Origin of the sequence: Blastococcus litoris, from assembly GCF_003075095.1 — a bacterium.
GTDB classification, from domain to species: Bacteria; Actinomycetota; Actinomycetes; order Mycobacteriales; family Geodermatophilaceae; genus Blastococcus_B; species Blastococcus_B litoris.
This window is the reverse complement of the sequence record NZ_QCZF01000003.1, coordinates 244,240-261,829: the sequence shown is the minus strand read 5'-3', so window position 1 is coordinate 261,829 and position 17,590 is coordinate 244,240. Positions and strand designations below refer to the sequence as shown.

Annotated in this window: 16 protein-coding genes; 3 read left to right on the top strand and 13 right to left on the bottom strand. The window is 74.1% G+C overall.

What is annotated here, in order from left to right:
* Window positions 1-36 precede the first annotated feature (36 nt).
* Both phaZ and DCS98_RS08350 read left to right on the top strand, forming a co-directional pair.
* Window positions 37-825: a poly(3-hydroxyalkanoate) depolymerase gene (gene phaZ / locus DCS98_RS08355; RefSeq protein ID WP_206340159.1), complete on the top strand. Its 789-nt coding sequence runs from the start codon at window positions 37-39 to the stop codon at window positions 823-825.
* A gap of 77 nt (window positions 826-902) precedes the next feature.
* Window positions 903-1,661 carry a hypothetical protein gene (locus DCS98_RS08350; protein ID WP_116450908.1) on the top strand — a complete coding sequence of 253 codons (759 nt, stop codon included), beginning with the start codon at window positions 903-905 and terminating at the stop codon, window positions 1,659-1,661.
* Between the two features lie 7 nt (window positions 1,662-1,668).
* Here DCS98_RS08350 and DCS98_RS08345 read toward each other — a convergent pair whose 3' ends face one another.
* The 10 genes from DCS98_RS08345 to DCS98_RS08300 form a co-directional block, all read right to left on the bottom strand.
* Complete coding sequence (locus DCS98_RS08345) at window positions 1,669-4,335, bottom strand: putative bifunctional diguanylate cyclase/phosphodiesterase (protein WP_116450907.1); 2,667 nt, start codon at window positions 4,333-4,335, stop codon at window positions 1,669-1,671.
* Window positions 4,336-4,612: 277 nt separating this feature from the next.
* Entirely contained in the window at window positions 4,613-4,942 is a 330-nt protein-coding gene (locus tag DCS98_RS08340; protein WP_116450906.1) for a DUF6204 family protein, read from the bottom strand.
* Window positions 4,943-4,997: 55 nt separating this feature from the next.
* A complete protein-coding gene (locus DCS98_RS08335; RefSeq protein WP_164704466.1) occupies window positions 4,998-5,612 on the bottom strand; it encodes a hypothetical protein in 615 nt (204 codons plus the stop codon).
* A gap of 293 nt (window positions 5,613-5,905) precedes the next feature.
* Window positions 5,906-7,030 (bottom strand): FAD-dependent oxidoreductase, encoded by a 1,125-nt coding sequence (locus DCS98_RS08330; RefSeq protein ID WP_116450904.1) that lies wholly within the window; start codon window positions 7,028-7,030, stop codon window positions 5,906-5,908.
* Window positions 7,027-7,800: a hypothetical protein gene (locus DCS98_RS08325; RefSeq protein WP_116450903.1), complete on the bottom strand. Its 774-nt coding sequence runs from the start codon at window positions 7,798-7,800 to the stop codon at window positions 7,027-7,029. Before DCS98_RS08325 ends, DCS98_RS08330 begins: the two co-directional genes overlap by 4 nt.
* The gene (locus tag DCS98_RS08320; RefSeq protein ID WP_116450902.1) at window positions 7,797-8,735 is read right to left on the bottom strand and encodes an ABC transporter ATP-binding protein; all 939 of its coding nucleotides are present in this window, start codon (window positions 8,733-8,735) and stop codon (window positions 7,797-7,799) included. Before DCS98_RS08320 ends, DCS98_RS08325 begins: the two co-directional genes overlap by 4 nt.
* The gene (locus tag DCS98_RS08315; RefSeq protein ID WP_116450901.1) at window positions 8,732-8,977 is read right to left on the bottom strand and encodes a helix-turn-helix domain-containing protein; all 246 of its coding nucleotides are present in this window, start codon (window positions 8,975-8,977) and stop codon (window positions 8,732-8,734) included. The genes DCS98_RS08320 and DCS98_RS08315 overlap by 4 nt, the downstream gene beginning before the upstream one ends.
* Window positions 8,977-9,471 (bottom strand): DUF2975 domain-containing protein, encoded by a 495-nt coding sequence (locus DCS98_RS08310; protein ID WP_116450900.1) that lies wholly within the window; start codon window positions 9,469-9,471, stop codon window positions 8,977-8,979. Before DCS98_RS08310 ends, DCS98_RS08315 begins: the two co-directional genes overlap by 1 nt.
* A gap of 81 nt (window positions 9,472-9,552) precedes the next feature.
* Window positions 9,553-10,251 carry a VOC family protein gene (locus DCS98_RS08305; RefSeq protein WP_116450899.1) on the bottom strand — a complete coding sequence of 233 codons (699 nt, stop codon included), beginning with the start codon at window positions 10,249-10,251 and terminating at the stop codon, window positions 9,553-9,555.
* A gap of 79 nt (window positions 10,252-10,330) precedes the next feature.
* A complete protein-coding gene (locus tag DCS98_RS08300; protein ID WP_116450898.1) occupies window positions 10,331-10,690 on the bottom strand; it encodes an MmcQ/YjbR family DNA-binding protein in 360 nt (119 codons plus the stop codon).
* Window positions 10,691-10,766: 76 nt separating this feature from the next.
* Here DCS98_RS08300 and DCS98_RS08295 point away from each other — a divergent pair, with 76 nt between their 5' ends.
* A complete protein-coding gene (locus DCS98_RS08295) occupies window positions 10,767-11,588 on the top strand; it encodes an MBL fold metallo-hydrolase (protein ID WP_116451127.1) in 822 nt (273 codons plus the stop codon).
* 617 nt (window positions 11,589-12,205) lie between these two features.
* Here the strand turns inward: DCS98_RS08295 and mobF are convergent.
* From mobF to DCS98_RS08280, 3 genes are all read right to left on the bottom strand, one after another.
* Window positions 12,206-15,856 carry a MobF family relaxase gene (gene mobF / locus DCS98_RS08290; protein ID WP_116450897.1) on the bottom strand — a complete coding sequence of 1,217 codons (3,651 nt, stop codon included), beginning with the start codon at window positions 15,854-15,856 and terminating at the stop codon, window positions 12,206-12,208.
* Between the two features lie 434 nt (window positions 15,857-16,290).
* Window positions 16,291-16,704, bottom strand: coding sequence for a GbsR/MarR family transcriptional regulator (locus tag DCS98_RS22940; protein WP_344686966.1), 414 nt, complete (start codon window positions 16,702-16,704; stop codon window positions 16,291-16,293).
* Window positions 16,705-16,858: 154 nt separating this feature from the next.
* Complete coding sequence (locus DCS98_RS08280; protein WP_116450896.1) at window positions 16,859-17,530, bottom strand: TetR/AcrR family transcriptional regulator; 672 nt, start codon at window positions 17,528-17,530, stop codon at window positions 16,859-16,861.
* Window positions 17,531-17,590: the final 60 nt, after the last annotated feature.

Below are 17,590 nucleotides of genomic sequence, written 5' to 3'. Positions count from 1 at the left end.
TCGCCCGGGTCCGCGCCGCGGGACGTCGTCCGGACGGTGACGGCCGCCGGGCGGACCCTCCGCGTCTCCGTCCGGCAGGGCACCGACCCCGACGCGCCGGCGCTGCTGCTGATGAACGGGATCGGGGCGAGCCTCGAGGTGCTGCAGCCCTTCGTCGACGCACTCGGTCCGCGGCGCAGCGTCATCCGGTTCGACGTCCCGGGTGTGGGTGGGTCACCGCGTCCGGTCGTCCCCTACAACCTGGCCACGTTCGGCCCGGTGGTCGGCGGCATGCTGTCCCGGCTGGGCATCGACGAGCCGGTCGACGTCCTGGGGCTCTCGTGGGGCGGCGGGCTGGCGCAGCACTTCGCCGTCCAGCACCGGCGCCGGGTCCGCAAGCTCGTGCTCGCGGCGACCGGCACGGGCGCGCTGATGATCCCCGCCCACCCGCGTGTGCTCAGCCGGATGCTGACCCCGCGGCGGCACCGCGACCCCGAGTACGCGCGCAGCATCGCCGGCGAGATCTACGGCGGGACCATGCGCGCGGACCCCGGCCGGGCCGCGCACGTGCTGCACTCGGCGAGCCGGCTCGGCCCGCGGCGCGGTTACTACTACCAGCTGGCGGCCGCCACCGGCTGGAGCAGCCTGCCCTTCCTGCGGCTCATCCGTCAGCCGACGCTGGTCGTGGCCGGCGACGACGACCCGATCGTGCCGGCGGTCAACGCGCGGATCATGGCGAAGCTGATCCCGGACGCCCGTCTCCACCTGTACTCCGGGGGCCACATCGCGCTGATCACCGAGGCCCCCGAGCTCGCCCCGGTCATCGAGGAGTTCCTGGACGGGTGATCCCGGGCGGCAGGTCCCCCGCCGAGCGCCTGCGGCGTGCCATGCTCCGCGGACGGATCGGGTAACGGGAGGTCTCGATGGTGATCCGGGCGCGCCGGGTGGCAGGCCCGGCAGCCGCGCTGCTGGTCGTCGCGGTGTGCGCCGGGTGCGGCTTCCTGGAGGACCTGGCCACCCCGGACGATCCTGCCCCGGCCGCGCCCTCCGCCCCCGCGGTGACGGCGGCTCCTGCCGAACCCGCGCCACGGCAGGTCCTCGCGGTCCCGCTCGAGGACGACCGGGACTTCCCCTTCAGCGCGGACGTGAGCGTGGTCACCTGGCCGGCGCTCGACGGCCTCCCCCCGCTGGGCAGCCGGTTCGACGACGACTGCGGTCTGGCCGACGACGCGACGACGCAGTACGTGCCGGTGGAGGTGTCCTTCGGCAACCGCAGCGAGGCCGTCGCCGCGCTGTCGGCCGGCGTCGCGCTGTTCCCGGCCGGCGGCTCCGGGGACGTCACGGAGGAGGTGGGCCTGTTCATCGCCTCCGGCGATCCCACCGTCCGGTACTGCCAGGGCGGCGACACCACCCCGGCCGGCGACCACTTCGCCGTGGGAGCCGACGCCCAGCGGCCCAGCAGCGTCTGGTTGTACCTGGTCCGGCGCGCGCCGACGCCCGAGGAACGGGCTCGTGGCCAGGCCGTCTTCGCCGCCCTCGGGTTGCGCTTCAGCGCCCTGGAGAACCCGGTCGACTCGGTGCCGGGGCCCTGGAAGCTCGGGCACTGGACGGCGACGCGGCCGCCGTCCGCGGGCGCACCGTGCCCGGACGATGCGACGGCCCTGTGCGCGAAGCTGGGATGACGCGGCGTCAGCCCTGCGGCGCGCCCGCCCGGGAACGCAGCAGCTGCCCCGCGTCCTCCGCCCGCAGCGGGCGGTAGAGCAGGTAGCCCTGCGCCTGGTCGCACGCCTGGGCGCGGAGGCGCTCGAGCTGGTCGGGCTCCTCGACGCCTTCGGCCACGACGGTGAGCCCGAAGGTGTGCGCCGCGCGGATCATCAGCGCCACGAGCTCGCGGTGTGCGGGGTCCGTGGACGCGACGAAGCTGCGGTCGATCTTGAGCGTGTCGACGGGCATGTGCCGGAGCTGCCCGATCGAGGTGTACCCCGTGCCGAAGTCGTCGATGGCGATGCCGACGCCCATGGCCCGCAGGTCGGTGAGGTGGTCGAAGGCGGCCGGGTCGTCGACGAGCACCGTCTCGGTGACCTCGAGGACGAGCAGCTCGGGGGGCAGCCCGGAGGCGGCAAGGGCGTCCGCGACGTCCACGACGATGCGGCGGTCGGCGAGGTGCCGGCCGGAGATGTTCACCGCGACGGTGGGCTCGGGTCGTCCCGGGGCGGCCGGGAACCGCTCCCGCCACTCGGCGAGCTGCCTGGTGGCCTCCACCAGGACCCAGCGGTCGATGTCGCCGATGAGCCGGGAGCCCTCGGCGACCGGGATGAACTGGTCGGGCGGGACCATGCCGACGCCCGGCCGCTCCCAGCGGATCAGGGCCTCGTAGCCGGTGAGCCGGTCCGACGCCACGTCCACGACCGGCTGGTAGTGCAGCTGCATCTCGCCGCTCACCAGGGCGTGGGCGATGGCGGCCTCGAGCTCGGCGCGCCGGCTGAGCTGGAGGCGCAGCGTCTCGTCGAAGATCTCGGCGCGGCCGCGGCCGTGCGCCTTGGCACGGTAGGCGGCCGTGTCGGCCTCGGCGAACAGCACGTCGGCATCCGTGCCGCCGTCACGGCTCACGGCCACACCGACGCTCGCGCCGACCCGCACCAGGGCACCGGCGAGGGCGATCGGCTCGCTGACCGAGGCGATGAGCCGGTCGGCGAGCTCGAGCAGGTCGTGCTCGCCGTGCACCGGCTCGACCAGGACGACGAACTCGTCCCCGCCGAGGCGGCAGACCACGTCACCGGGACGCACAGCGGTCCGGAGCCGGCGGGAGACCTCGCGGAGGACCTCGTCGCCCGCGGCGTGCCCGTGCCCGTCGTTCACGGCCTTGAAGCCGTCGAGGTCGACGAACAGCAAGCCGGTCATGGCGCCGGAGCGACGGCCCCGGTGCAGGGCCGACGTGACGAGGGTGACGGCCTGGGCGCGGTTGGGCAGCTCCGTCAGCGGGTCGTGAGTGGCCTGGTGCGCCAGGGCGAACTGGAGCTCCTCGCGCTGGCGGACGGAGTTGACGATCTCCTTGACCGACGCGTGCACCACCTCGCCGAGCGGGCCGGGCAGCGGCTGGTGCAGCAGGGCGTTGTCGAGGTCTCCCCGTGCCACCGCCTGCGCCTGGTCCTGGATGCGGCGCAGCCCCGCGACGGCGGAGCCGAGCGCGGCGGACACCGTCCGCACCTCGCGCGGGCCGGCGACCTCGACCTCGACCAGCGACCCCTCGCTGATCTGCGTCGCCTGGCCGGCGAGCAGCCGGAGAGCGCGGACGACGCTGCGCCCGAGGAAGAAGCCACCCAGCACCGATGCGGCGACGAGGCCGGCCACGAGGACGACGACGACGCGCAGACCGTCGTTGGCCCGCTCGCGGTCAGCGACGACGAGGGCCTGGGCCTCGTCGGCGGCCGAGCCCACGAGCTCGGTGAGCATCGCGCTGCGCTCCTGGCTCTGGAACAGCAGCGTGACCAGTTCGGTGATGCCCAGGTCCGCTGCGCTCCCGCCGGCGACGCCGCTGCTCAGGACGGTGTCGACACCGGTCACCACGGGCGAGTCCCGGACCTGGTCCCAGGACCGCGCGAGCGTCGCCGAGGAGAGGCCGGCCATCTGGCGCCTGGCGTCGGTGTAGTCCAGCCACGCGGTCTGCCAGGCGGTGCGGGAGCCGATCAGGCTCTCCCCTCCCACCATGAGCGACCCGAGGTAGAGCGGCATCTGCCGACTCGCCGACTGGGCCAGCTGGGCGATGGTCTGCACGTCGCGGATGGCCCGGAGCGTCGCGCCGGGGACCCCCTCGGAGGTGGCAGCGGCGGCCGCGGTCCGCTGCGCGGTCATGAGGTCGGTGGACACCGCGAGGAAGCGGATGTAGACCTCCTCCACGTCCATGACGCCGCCGTCGCTGGCCCGTCGCAGTGCCGCGAGGTCCCCGGCCGCCTTGCGGGCGGCGCGCGCACCGACCGAGCCGTCGGGCACCTGCCGCAGGGCCCGGTCGGTCACGGAGCGGGCACGCTCGGCCTCCTCGACGGCGGTCTGGCGCTGGGCCTGGAGGAGGAACTCCGGGAGGCCGAGCGCCGCCGCCACCGACGGGTCGTCGATGACGCGGAGCGACAGGACGGGGAGCATCTCCTGCTCGGCACCGCTGCGGGCGGCGTCGAGGAGGGCGAGGACGCGAACGGCCTCCTCGGCCCGCTCGGCGCTGGAGACCTCGGACATCCGCGCCTGGACGACGGCCGCCGCGAGGGCGCCGACCCCGATCAGCGGCAGCAGCACGAGAGCGGTGAGGTACCGCCACAGCGGGGCCCCGCGCCGTCCGCCGTCGTGTCGCCCGAAGATTCGCACGATTCCGTATCGGCACGGAAGCGTCGGGCTTGAGGTCCTCCTCCCTCCGATCGGTGAGACCGGCTCCCCCAGGGAGTTCACAGCTGGCCACCGGCGGAATGTCAGACCCCGTCGCCACGATCAGGTCACCCGAACCACCGAGGAGACGCCGTGATCGACCTGCCCGCCCGTTCCGACCGCTCGAGCACGGCCGTCCCCGCCCCCTCCCGGCCGCGGCTGCCGTCCCGCCTGCGCGGTCGCCGGCCCCTCGTGGTCCCGCCCGCGCCCGGCGCCCGGTTCAGCGCCGGCGGATCCTGACGTCGTCGGTGCAGGTGACGGCCGACCGCAGCCGGCGGTACCGGAGGCCTGCGGCGTCGAGCCGCTCCATCGCCGCGAGCTGGCCGGCCGCGTGGGCGTCGTCCTCCTCCTGCGGCCCGGCCTCGACCCGCACGACGACGCGGTGGCTGAACGCGCTCAGCTGCGCGTCGTAGGTGAGGGTCCCCTCCTCCGTGAACGCCGAGGAGAACAGGTCGTGGTCGGCGAGCCCCTCCTGCAGCACCGTCCGCTGGGCGTCGTCCAGCCCGTCGAAGACGCCGCGGACGGTCACTCGGTAGGTGCGCTCGGACACGGGTGGCGACGCTAGCGCCGTCGGTGCCCGGAGCGCGACCGGATATCCGCGAGGGTCAGAGGGCCGCGCGCACCACGTGCCCGCTGCCGCCACCGAACTCGGCGACGACGAACCCGCGGACGCGCAGGATCTGCGCGAGCGTCCGGTTCATCACCTGCTGCACCAGCGAGTCGGCCGCCACCCCGGCGACCTGCTCGATGCTCATCCGGTCGTGCTGGCGCCAGGTGACCACGACGCCGCCCAGCCCCGGCTCGGGGGTCAGACACGCCCCACCGAGCTCGCTCGCCGCGCCGGTGGCGTCGTGCAGCGTCAGCCCGGCCTCGGCCAGCGCGCCGGCCACCTCGACCACGAGCGTGGTGAGCGGGTCCTCGTCGGAGATCGTGGCGTCCCACTCGGGCACCAGCCGGTCGAGCTGGTCGCCCAGGTGTGCCAGCCAGGACCAGTCCTGCGGCGAGGGCCGCCGGCTCAGCCCACCGTCGGGGCGGCGCGTGCCGTAGACCGGCCAGGCGTAGTCACGGCTCTCGGACCCGCGGGCCGACGCGGCCCACCGGGCCTCGGCCCGATCCGTGAAGGGCCCCGCCACGATGCGGCCGGGCCCGGCCTCCTCGTCGGACACGAGCCACCAGCCCTGGGCCACCGTGCTGAGGGCACCACTGGGAAGAACACTCACGAACAACCACTCCTTGGACAACCGCCAGGCTGGGGAAGCGCCCGGCCACCGCACCCATCCGTGTGCGCGGTGTGGGGAGAAAGGTATGTGGCCGCGGGCACCCGGACGGTGTGTCGCGAGGGGGCGAGTCGCGCGCGTTTTCGAATCGTTGCGAACGTCCTCCGGAGGTTCCGGTCACCGCCTCGGCACACGCCCACAAGTCGACAAAATTGCCGGTCAGGAGCGTGCATCCCTCTCCTTGAACGGGCGGTGACCCCGGTCGGGTCGTGTCCGTCGGCGCGTCGCGGGGAGGGTCAGGCGGCCGAGGGGAAGGACCTGTCGCCGAAGAGGATCCGGCGGGCGGCCGAGCGTCCCACCGGGGTGCGGAGCAGGGGGAAGGCCGCCGCCGCGACGGCCGGGGTGCGCACCTGCGCCAGCCCGCGGCGAAGCAGGAGCCGGCCCCGGAACTGCGCCCGCAGCGCTGCCCCGTCGTAGGCGGCCAGGGCGTCGCGCCGCCCGGTGCGCAGGGCGTCGTCCAGGACGTCGGCCGCCAGCTCGGACAGCCGCAGGCAGGGGTCGAGGCCGCCGGCGGTGAGCGGCGAGACGGCCCCGGCGGCGTCGCCGACCAGCAACCCCTCGGGGCAGCCGATCCTGCGGAGCAGCCCGCCGACCGGGATCGGCCCGCCACGCCGCTCGACGTCGTCCGGGCGGTCGACGCCGTCCAGCCCGGGCGCCGTCGCGGCGAAGCGCGTCACGGCCCGCCGCAGCCCGTCGGGGTAGCGATCGGCGTAACCGGCCACGCCGACGTGGGCGTGCCGCCCGTCGTTCACCACCCAGGCCAGGTAGCCCGGCGCGAGCGAGGGGTCGAGCACGCAGTGGAAGGACGGGGGCTCGTCGCCCGGCCGGACGTCGTAGACCTCCTCGGCGCCCACCAGCAGCCGGCTGTTGCGGTCCAGGGCGAGGTCGCGGGCCACCCGCGACCGCGCGCCGTCGGCCCCGACGACGAACCGTGCACGGACGCGAGCCGGCCCGGACGGACCCTCCAGGAGCACGGTGCTCAGCCCGCGCCCGGCGTAGCGGGTGCCGAGCGCGATCCGCACCCCGGCGTCGGACGCCTCGCGCGCCGCGGCCAGGTACAGCGGCGCCATGTCCCCCACGCGGTACTCGTCGCGGTCGGAGACGAGGTCGACCGGGCGGCGTCGATCCGGCGGGTAGAGCACCACGCGCCGGATCGGCGGCCCCAGGCACTCCGGTGGCAGGACGAAGTCGTCCAGGGTCTTGCGGACGAAGATCCCGGTGGTCCGGACCGCCGTGGTGAGCGAGGTCCGCCGCTCCACCAGCAGGACGTCGTGCCCGCGGCGGGCCAGCAGCGTCGCGGTGTGCAGCCCCGCGAGACCCGCGCCGACGACGAGGACGTCGACGTTCCCGGCGCCGCTCACCGGTTGGCGTCGGTCCGGAGCAGCCGCCAGCCACCCAGCACGAGGGCGCCGACCGCCCACCCGAGCAGGACGGCGACCGACGACCCCTCGGTCATGCCGGGCACCTCGCCGAGCAGGAGGAACGCCGCACCGGACCCGGGCAGGACGTGGGCGACGGCGTCGGTCCACGAGTAGCCGAACTGTGGCAGCAGGATCGGGAGCACCAGCATGAGCAGGAAGACGCTCACGAGGGCGCCGGCCGTGTTGCGCAGCACGAAGCCCAGCCCGGCCGCGAGCGCCGTGCCGCAGGCGAAGACGAGCGCCACGGTGCCGAGCACCTCCAGGCCCTCGTCGAGGGGCAGGGTCACGTGCGGCGAGGCGGCGGCGAAGGCGACGACGGCGGAGACGAGCGCCAGCAGGACGCCCGCGCAGGTCGCGGTGGCCACCGCCACCAGCGTGCGGGCGGCGAACAGCAGCCCGCGCCGTGGCGTCCACTGCAGCGCCGGCACGATCCCGCCGGTGGCGTAGTCCGCGGTGACGGCGCTGACGACGAGGCCCAGGAGCGCGAACTGCCCCGGCATCGCGGCGATGGAGACCACGCCCCACGCCGGGTCGCCCTCGGGTGGCGTGGGATCGCTCGCCGCGTCGAAGCCGGCGATGGCGCCGATGCCCACGAGGGCGACCGCCGCGGCGGCGAGGAACCACCAGCTGGTCCGCACGGTCCACAGCCGGGTCCACTCCGCCGCCAGGGTGCGGGCGAACGCCCGGCCCGGTGCCGCCGTCGCCGTCATCGGGCCTCCTCCGTCACCGGTTCCGGCCGGGTCTCCCCGCCGGCGAACTCGACGCTGTCGCCGGTGAGCGCGAGGTAGGCCGCCTCGAGGGAGTGCGCCACCTCGGAGAGGTGGTGCAGCGGGATGGACGCCGAGTTGGCCAGCTCCCCCACCACCTCGGCGCCGGCCTCCTCCACCTGCAGCTCGTCGGCGTCGACCCGGGTGACGCGGACGTCCCGTGCGCGGAGGAGGTCGACGAGCGCGCCGGCCCGTGGGGTGCGCACCCGCACCTGCCGGCTGCCGAGGCCGCGCAGGATCTCGTCGGTCGTCGTGTCGGCGATGAGCCGGCCCCGGCCGATGACGACCAGGCGGTCGGCGGTCTGCTGCATCTCGCTGAGCAGGTGGCTGGAGACCAGGACGGTCCGGCCCTCGTCGGCGAGGCGGCGCAGCAGCGCCCGGATCCAGCGGACGCCGTCGAGGTCGAGGCCGTTGACCGGCTCGTCGAACAGCAGCACCCGGGGGTCGCCGAGCAGCGCCGCGGCGATGCCCAGCCGCTGGCGCATGCCGAGGGAGTAGCCCGTGATGCGGCGGCGCGCCGCCGAGCCCAGCCCGACCTCCTCGATGACCTCGTCCACCCGCCGCCGCGGGATGCCGTTGGACCGGGCCGCCACGCGCAGATGGCTGCGGCCGGTGCGGCCCGGGTGGACCGCGCCCGGGTCCAGCAACGCCCCGACCTCGCGCAGCGGCTCGGTCAGGCTCGCGAAGGGGCGCCCGTTCACCCGCGCCGTCCCCGACGTGGGCCGGTCTAGGCCCAGCACCATGCGCATCGTCGTCGACTTGCCCGCCCCGTTCGGGCCGAGGAAGCCGGTCACCTTGCCCGGCTCGACGTCGAAGCTCAGGTCGTCGACGGCGAGGACGTCGCCGTAGCGCTTGGTGAGCCCCCGGACCTCGATCACCGGTGCGCCTCGTGCGGCTCAGGGGTGGCGGTCTCCGGCTCGTCGACCCACTCGAGCAGGTCGCCGGGCTGGCAGCCGAGCACCCGGCACATCGCCTCGAGGGTGCTGAAGCGCACCGCCTTGGCCCGGCCGTTCTTGAGCACGGCGACGTTCGCGGGAGTCAGCCCGACCCGGTCGGCGAACTCCCCGACGCTCATCTTGCGCTTGGCCAGTTCCACGTCGATGCGGACGACGATCGGCATCAGATGACCGCTTCCATGTCGGCCCGCAGGTTCGCGGCCTGCCGCAGGAGCGCACGCATGACCACGATGAGCAGGCCGAGGACCGCGCCGACCAGCAGCGAGAGCAGCAGCAGCGCCGGCAGGGCCGGGTCGTCGCTCACCTCGTCGACGATGAAGTAGTAGGAGCAGACGAAGACGCCCAGCAGCGCCGCCCAGCCGACGACCGTGGCGCGGACGATGCCGTCGACCCACCGCAGCGCGGCCGCGCTGAAGATGCGGTCGTCGGTGACCATCGTCAGCAGCTTCCAGGTGCAGACGATGACCACCTGGACGCAGAGCAGGGCAAGGACAGCGACGGCCAGCATCACTGCGCGCATGACCGAGCGCTCGGTCGTCGGTTGCGCCAGGTCGGGCAGCAAGGCCGGTGCGCCCCAGACCTGGGCGGCGAGCAGCGCCGCGAAGACGATGACCAGCAGGACCCGGAGCGGCAGCACCACGTTGCGCAAGTGCGTCATGCCATCGACTTTCGCGGCATGTCTATCGAAAGTCAATCGATACACGCCGAGAGGCGGTATGTCTCCCTCGGCCGGGGGGCCCTACGCCGCCAGCAGGCGGAACTCGTTGCCGTCGGGGTCGGCCATGGTGATCGCGCCCGCGTCGTCCTGGCCGACGCGGGTGGCCCCGAGCGAGACCAGGCGCTCGACCTCCGACTGCTGCGCGCCGTCGACCGCTGCGAGGTCGAAGCGGAGCCGGTCCCTGCCGACCCGCGGCATCAGCGGGGGGCCACCCCAGGTGATCTTCGGCCCGCCGCGGGGCGACCTGATGGCCGTCTCCTCGTCCTGGTCCCAGACCAGCGGCCAGCCCAGTGCCTCGCTCCAGAAGCAGCCGACCGCCTGGGAGCCGTCGCAGGCCAGCGCGCCGACGAACCCGCACTCGGCGAGGAAGCCGTTGCCCGGCTCGATGACGCAGAACTCGTTGCCCTCCGGGTCGGCGAGCACCACGTGCGGCTCCTCCGGCTTCTGGCCCACGTCGGTGTGCCGGCCGCCGAGCTCCAACGCCTTCGCGACCGTCGCCTGCTGGTCCTCGAGGGAGGAGCTGGTGAGGTCGAAATGCATCCGGTTCTGCGTGGCCTTCGGCTGGTCGGTGGGGAGGAAGACCAGCCGGAAACCGGTGTCGTCGGTCGGCACCACCTGGGTGCCGTCCGTGACTTCCCACCCGAGCAGTGCAGCCCAGAACCGCGCGAGTGCCGCGGGGTCGGTGGCGTCGACGGTCAGCGCGTGCAGGCGCGAGGGCATCCGGTCTCCTGGAGGTGCTGCCGGTGGGAGGGCGACGCTAGGCCGCTGCGCACGAGCGGCGCAAAGGAGTTGTCGCAGATCAGCCCGGGCCGACGGGGTGGGTGAGGTCGTAGGCGCGGGAGAGCTTCTTCGGGACGACCATGCGCCAGGCATCGACGACGAGCTCGCGCGCCTCCGCCGGGTCGAGCGCGGCCAGGTGGGCGTGCACCCAGTTGAAGCGCAGGTCGGACTCCCCCGGCAGGGAGAACTTCTCCGGCTCGCCCGCGACGAGCGCCGCCCGCTCCTCCTTGGGGAACGCGAACCCCATCACGGTCTCGTCGCGGGAGAACGCGACGTAGACGATCTGGCCGACCCGGAACTTGAGCCGGCCGCGCACGTGCACGGGGTACGAGCGCTCCAGCTCCGTGCCCAGGGCCCGGACGTCGTCGATCTCCGCCATGCACCCACCGACTGCGCCGGCGGAGAGGAATCATCGGCCCGTCGCGTTCGGGCGCCCGGTCGTGGAAGCTGTGGCGATGCTGACGCAGGTGGCCGACGGCGTGCTCGTTCACCGGAGCGAGCTGATCCGGAACAACACCGTCGTCGTCGACGGTGCCGCGGGCGTGCTGCTCGTGGACCCCGGCATCACCGACGGCGAGATGGCATGCCTCGCCGACGACCTGTCGGCCTCGGGTCGGCGCGTGGCGGTCGGCTTCGCGACGCACCCCGACTGGGACCACGTCCTCTGGCACGACGCGCTCGGCGAGGCGCCGCGCTACGGGACGGAGCTGTGCGCGGCGTTCATGGCCGACCTCCGGTCTGACCCGCGGTGGCGGGCACGGGCCGCCGAGGGGCTGCCGCAGGAGATCGCCGGGGAGATGACGCTGGACCGGTTCGGGCTCCTCACCGGCCTGCCCGCCGGGACCTCCGAGCTCCCGTGGGACGGCCCCCGCGTCCGGATCGTCGAGCACCCGGCGCACGCCCAGGGCCACGCCGCCCTGGTGGTCGAGGGACCTCGGGTCCTGGTCGCCGGCGACATGCTCTCCGACGTGCTGGTCCCGATGCTCGACGTGCACGGTGCCGCTGATCCGATCGGGGACTACCTCGCCGGATTGGACGCACTCGAGGCCGTGGCGCAGGAAGTCGACGTCGTGGTGCCGGGGCACGGGTCCGTCGGCCGAGCCGGCGAGGTGCGGGCCCGCATCGACCTGGACCGCGCCTACGTGCACGCCCTGCGGGATGGCCGGACCCCGGACGACCCGCGCATCGGCGCCTCGGCCGAGCCGGGCTGGGAGTGGGTCGGCGACGTGCACACCGGGCAGGCGCAGGCCCTCGCCGCACGGGGCGAGCGCGGCTAGAGCCCGGGGGCGGGCCGGCCCGGAGGGGACCCACCGGCGCCGGAGCAGGACGGTGGCCGTGGCGGTCAGGCCGACCACCCAGCCGAAGGCGACGGCGACCTCACCGGCGCGGATGTCGTGGCCGTAGTCGGGCACCCGGACCACCGGGGCGTCGAGCGGGTGCTCGCCGGCCACGAGGAGCACGGCAGCGGCCGACAGCAGGCTCGCGTGGACCACGGCAGTGGACCGGCGTGCCGTGCGCGTCGCACACGCCCGGCGCGCGGTGGGCCCCGTGGGGATCGAACCCACAACCCGCGGATTAAAAGTTCCCAAAAGACACTTTTCTGATCAGCGCATTCTACGCGGAACTGGGCCATGACCAGCGGAAATACCGTTTGCTGCGATCGGCCGATGTTGGTCGCGAACGGCCCTTCTGTGGGCGTCTTGTGGGCGCGGTGTGGGCGGGAGACCGTCCGGTGAAGCGTCCCCACTGACCCGCACGCCATGGTGAACCATCCGGGTGATGGCGAGCGCCGTAGCTGGGGGGCACCCACCCCCGACCTGGACGACGGGCGGCGGCACTAACCGGAACGGTGCTCAGCGCCCCGTCGTCGAAGGCTCCGGCGGGCGCCGCCCGCTCAGCGCGATATGCCTCGCCCTGCGGCGGTGTGCCGGGTGAGTGCCGCGAGGTCCTCGGGCCGCGGGAGGCGGACACCCGGCTCGGAGGCGGTCGGCAGCGGGGCGGCCGATCGGTGTGGGTTCGGGTCGGCGTCCTGGCGTGCACGCCAGGTGTCCCGCTCTCCGGCGAGGCGGTCGGGCGGCTGGGCGCGGAGCGCCGGCTCGGAGGTCAGTCGTGCGATGCGCGCGCGTACATCGGTGAGCTGCTGGCGAGCAGCGGCGATCTGGTGTTCGGTGTCGGACAGTCGCTCCGCCGGGTCGAAGGTCCGGGCGAGCGGTCCGAAGCGGGCGAGCCGGTTCTCGTGCTGGCGGCGGGCGTCGGCCACCGCGGCCCCGACGTGCCGGTGGGCCTCCTGGGCGGTGGCTGCGGTCGCGCGCAACTGAGCGTGCTCCGGGTGGGCGTGTTCGGCGTGGTGGCGGGCGTAGGAGTCGAAGGCGGTCCACAGCCGCGGTTGGTCGTCGGACCGGTCAGCCAGGCGCGCGATCTGCCGCGGGTCGGTGGGCATGGCCGGCAGGTAGGGCCGCCAGGCGTCCGCCCAGTCCACCAGCTGCTCGCCGGCCCGGTTCACCGCCGCCAGCCGAAGCCGGAGCCGGCCGGGACCGTCGAGCACGACCCGCGCGGCGTCGCGGGCGGCGTCCCGCCCGGTGTCCCAGCTGGCGAGCAGCGTGTCGCGGATCCGGTCGGTCTCGGCGGTGACGGCCGCGCCGCTGGCGTCGGCCCGCGCCGTGGCGTGTCGGGCGTCGATCCCTGTCTGCCGATAGGCCTCGGTGAGCGCGGCGGTCCGGTCGGCGTGGGCCGACTTGAGCGCGACGATCTCGCGTAGCGCGTCCCGGCGCGGCAGGTCGGAGGCGAGCCGATCCAGGCAGCGTTGCTCGGCCGTCCACGCAGAGTGCAGGTCGGCGAGCGACTGTTCCAGCGGTCGGGGCGTGGCGTAGCGGGTGGCTTCGGCGGCGGCCAGCCGGGCGGCGTGTGCGGGGCCGAGGTCGGCGCGGTCGCGGGCGAAGACCGCGAGCCACTGCTCCCGTGCCTCGGCGGGGTCGTCGGCGACGAGGTGGGCGGTGTTGGCGGTTCGGCCGCGGGTCATCCCGACGTAGGCCGCGGCCGCGCCGGTGTCCTCGCCGACCACCAGGTGGGCGGCGGTCACAGTGTCGCCTTGGATGCCGTGCGCGGTGGTGGCGTAGGCCAGTTCCACATGCGCGGTGACGTAGTCGGCGGGCAGCACCCGCGCCCGGTTCCCGGCCGGGGGAACGGCGGGGGTGACAGCTGCGGACCCGCCGCTGGCGGGGGTGACATGGGGTGTGCGGTCGGGGGTGACGAGCAGCCCGCCGTCCCGGTCGACGCCGGTGACCGTCCACACGTCGCGGTTGGCGACCTGCAGGTCGCGGTCGTTGCGCCGGGTGGCGATCCGGTCGCCGACGCCGATCCGCTCCCCGGCCCCGGTCACGACCACACGCCGGTCGTCGACCCGACCGTCGGTGACGAGCCGGTCCCGGATGGCGGCATTGAGGGCGGCGGCCTGCTCACGGATGGCGACCACCACGGCCACCCGCTCGCCCGCGGTGTAGCACTGCGCCGCGGTGGCGGCGAGCTCCTTCCGCAGCGCCTGCGCGTCGGGGTGCAGCCGGATCTGCCCGCGGGCCAGCAGAGTGTCGAACACCGTCCCGGGGTTCTCGCCGGCGCGCATCGCCAGGGTCAGCTCGGCGTAGTCGCTGTCCGGTGTCGTGGCGCCGGTGGCGTCGGTGCGGGTGAAGCGGTGTACCCCGTCCAGGGTCAGGTGCCCGGTCAGGTCAACCTGGGCCGCGGCGAGGTCCAGCACGCCACCCCGCCCGACCGCCGCGAGCTGATGCCGGTCACCGAGCAGGGCGACGCGCACCCGGCACTCGTCGGCGACCGTCAGGAGGGCCCGGGCCGTGTCCTGATCCAGCATCCCGGCCTCGTCGACGACGAGGAGGTCCCCCGGGCGGAGTCGCGCTCCCTCCCCCGGCCCGGCGTAGACACCTCCCGTGGTCGGACAGAGATCTCCGATACCGAGCCGGGTCCAGGCGCCGTCGTTGTTCCAGCGCCAGCCGTGCTGGAAGGCCAGCCGGGCCGCCGACCCCGCGACCGCCCCGACCTCCGCGGCGGCGACCTTGGCCGCCTTCAGCGTCGGGGTGACGACCACCAGCCGGCGCCCCTGCTGGTCGAGCACGTTGCGGGTGGCGGCGAGGGTGGTGGTCTTGCCGGCGCCGGCCGCACCCTCCACCACGGCCAGTGGCCGGTCGCCGGCCAGTGCGGCGACCGCCGCGGCCTGGCCGGCATCCAGCCGCGCGGCGCCGGCCGCGAGGTCGACCGGGGGTGTCAGGTCGGTTTCCGGTCCGCCGGTCCTGGCGCGGGCGGCGAGGCGGGCGGTCAGCTCGGCCTCGACGGCGAGCACCGGCCGCGACGTCCAGGCCCGGATGTGCTCGGGGACGCCGTCGCGGTCCAGCAGTGGCAGGCAGCGGTCCATCGCGCGGGCGGCGAGGTCCTCGGCCAGCTCGAGGCGCACCGCCGCCCCGGCGACGACGCCCGCCGCGGCGATCAGCCGCTCGACCTCGCCGCGGACGTCCGCGGCGTTCCACGCCGACCGGCCCGCCGCCAGCCGGGCCAACGCGCGCTGCACCAGCTCCTCCCGATCGAGGGCACCGACCTGGGTGGGCGCAAGGTCCACGGGACCGGCCGGGCCGCGGTAGCCGAGCCCCAACAGCTGCCCCCGCCACCGTTCGTCGAGGGTCACCCCGCGCTGCGCAACCACCTTGTCCGGGCGGCCGTCGGCCCAGGCGCGGGCGTCCCACGCCCGCCGCAGCGCCGGGCCTGGCCGTTCACCGGGGTGCGCGGCGGTCCACTCGGCTTCGTAGCGGTCCACATTCCGGGCGATCTGCGCGTTCCGCGCGCTGAACGGGCCGACATAGTCGGCGAGCTCCAGTATTTCTCCAGTAGCGTCCTTCGTGTAGCCGTGCGCGGCGAACGCGGCGTTCAATTCCGGGTCACACGCCATCGCCGCGTGCCCGATGCCGTTGATCGCCCCGAGCGAGTCGCGGACCCCGACGGTGTGCAGCCCGCGCCATTTTCCGACGGCGAACACGCGGGACAGGATCTGCAGGTGCAGATGCCAGTGCGGATCGCCGGCGCGGGAGGTGTAGTGCCGCACCGTCGCCGCCTCCAGCACCTGCAGCGGCACCTGCACCTGCCCGCCGCGCGGGCCGACCCTGGTGGTGGCGTGCTGCGAGAGCCAGCCGATGATCTGCTCGGCCGCGCGGTCCTGCGCCGCCTCGTACGCGGCGGCGATGTCCGGGTGCAGTGCGGCGGCCAGCGACCAGGTTTTCGGGCCGTTGACCACCACCTCGACGAACCGCACCGCCCGGTCGTCGTCGCGCAGCTGCCCCCGCGGCTGGTCGGTGTCCGGGTCGTGGCCGGCCACCCAGGTCTCGTATCCGTCGCCGGTCAACGGGGCCAGTTCGGTCACGCGGGCGTCGGTGGCGGTGAAGCGGCGGGCGAAGCCGGTGCCCTCGGCCAGGTAGTAGTCATCGGCCCGACCCCGATCAGCCTCCACATAGGCGCGGGCGGCGGCCGGGTCGCCGACGTACACCTTCATTCCCCCGTGCATTTTCAACGCCACCCAATAATGACCAACAGGTCACCCCTAGAAACGGCGATGGGCCCCGCGAAGCGGGGCCCGAACTACCCGCAAGGGTAGCATGCGTGCCGTCCTTCAGTGAGGCCTTGGGCGGTGCAGGAACCTGTTGACGACTTGGTTGTCCGGGGCGGGCTACTGGATTATTGGGTGATCACGGTAATGAATGATTGGGTTAGGACTTTGCGGCGGCTCTCGGTTGATTATTGGCGTTGAGCGACACACTCCCCTGCTTTCGGATCCACGATCGCCGGCAAGCGGCAAGTACCGACAGGCCGACGAGCACCGACCCGTGGCGCAAGACGGTGGGACCGGACGAGGCGTCTCACGCCGGCCTGGCGCACTGGGCGCGCCCCGTCGCAGCGCGACGGACGGCGGTCGCTTCCTTCCCCGAGTCAGCCGCCTGCGGTCTCGTCAGATTCAGGCCGTGGGCTCTCCTGCCACCGGGCGATGGCATCGCCCAACTCGGTGCGGAGGAAGGCGGCGAAGGCGAGGGCTTCGGAGATCCGGGTGCCGCCTGGCGTGCCTCTGCGAAGGGACTGGACTGCGTCGGTGAGTCTGTCCTCGGCGGTGCGCACCCGTTGGATCCTGGATGCCAGGTAGCGCGGTAGGGGATTGTGCTGAGCCAGCGCGTAGAGGTCGCTGCGGACTCCTGGCTCTCTGGTGCGTTCGACGAGGCCGAGGTCCATCAACTGGTGCAGGGCGCCGGAGATGGCGGCGGGGCTGACATCCAGACCTTCGGCGAACTGTCCGGCGGTATGGGTGTCGTGATCGGCGACGAGGGCGTAGGCCAGCACGCGCGCCGGCATGGGTGGAATGGCCAGTCGGCAGAGTTCGAGCGCCAGCCGCTCGACCAGCTCGAGGAGGTCTGCTCGATCGGGGACATGCCGGTGGGTCGGGTCCCCGCCTGCCGGCCGCTCGACGGGTGGACCGGATGGGCCTCGACGGTGCGAGACCCCCGGGTCAGGGCCGTTCATCGGGGCCGGAGAGGGAACTGGCGATGCGGAGCGTGGCCACTCCGGTTCGGAGTCCCTCGGTGGCGTCCTGCTCGTCGAGCGGCGGCAGCGGCTCAGCGCCCGGCGGGTTGAGCGCGTCGAAGGCCAGGGAGAGGTAGCGGCGGCGGACGGCGGGGGTTGCTCGGGGGGTGGAGAGACCGACCAGGAGCATGCTGAAGATGCGCGGAATGTCGTGGGGTTGCAGGTCGGCCCTGATCTCGCCGGCGTGCTGGGCCCGTCGCAGCAGGATGGCGAAGGGGTCGACGAAGTCCCGCAGCAGTTCATCGGTGAGCACGGCGAAGTTCGCCGAGGACGCGATCAGCCCGCGCTCCCTGTCGACCAGGTCCAACAGGCGGTCGGCGATCGCCATGAAGGTGGCCCTGGGGGTGCTCTGGGCACAGGACTCGGTGAGCAGGGGGACGAGTTCGGTGTCGAAGATGGACCGGTAGACCGCGCGGGTCAGCAGCTCGCGGTTGGGGAAGTGCCGGTACAGGGTGGCGATGCCCAGCCCGGCCTCGGCGGCGATCTCCTCCAGCGACGCCTGCCCGTTCCGGGCGAAGACGCTGCGCGCGGCGGTGATCAGCCGTTCGGTGTTGGAGGTCGCGTCGCGTCGCCGGGTCTTCACCGCCTCGTCGGCCATCGTGTCCTCCCGGGCGCCGTCATCAGGTCCGTCACGTCGTTGCCCGGCCGATGCTATCGT

Bases quoted from the DNA above. Each gene is read 5' to 3' on its own strand.
- DCS98_RS08310 (WP_116450900.1), bottom strand. From the start codon at position 9,471: ATGACGCACTTGCGCAACGTGGTGCTGCCGCTCCGGGTCCTGCTGGTC.
- DCS98_RS22940 (WP_344686966.1), bottom strand. From the start codon at position 16,704: ATGCCGGCGCGCGTGCTGGCCTACGCCCTCGTCGCCGATCACGACACC.
- DCS98_RS08305 (WP_116450899.1), bottom strand. From the start codon at position 10,251: ATGCCCTCGCGCCTGCACGCGCTGACCGTCGACGCCACCGACCCCGCG.
- DCS98_RS08315 (WP_116450901.1), bottom strand. From the start codon at position 8,977: ATGCCGATCGTCGTCCGCATCGACGTGGAACTGGCCAAGCGCAAGATG.
- mobF (WP_116450897.1), bottom strand. From the start codon at position 15,856: ATGAAGGTGTACGTCGGCGACCCGGCCGCCGCCCGCGCCTATGTGGAG.
- DCS98_RS08295 (WP_116451127.1), top strand. From the start codon at position 10,767: ATGCTGACGCAGGTGGCCGACGGCGTGCTCGTTCACCGGAGCGAGCTG.
- DCS98_RS08280 (WP_116450896.1), bottom strand. From the start codon at position 17,530: ATGGCCGACGAGGCGGTGAAGACCCGGCGACGCGACGCGACCTCCAAC.
- DCS98_RS08300 (WP_116450898.1), bottom strand. From the start codon at position 10,690: ATGGCGGAGATCGACGACGTCCGGGCCCTGGGCACGGAGCTGGAGCGC.
- DCS98_RS08350 (WP_116450908.1), top strand. From the start codon at position 903: ATGGTGATCCGGGCGCGCCGGGTGGCAGGCCCGGCAGCCGCGCTGCTG.
- DCS98_RS08325 (WP_116450903.1), bottom strand. From the start codon at position 7,800: ATGACGGCGACGGCGGCACCGGGCCGGGCGTTCGCCCGCACCCTGGCG.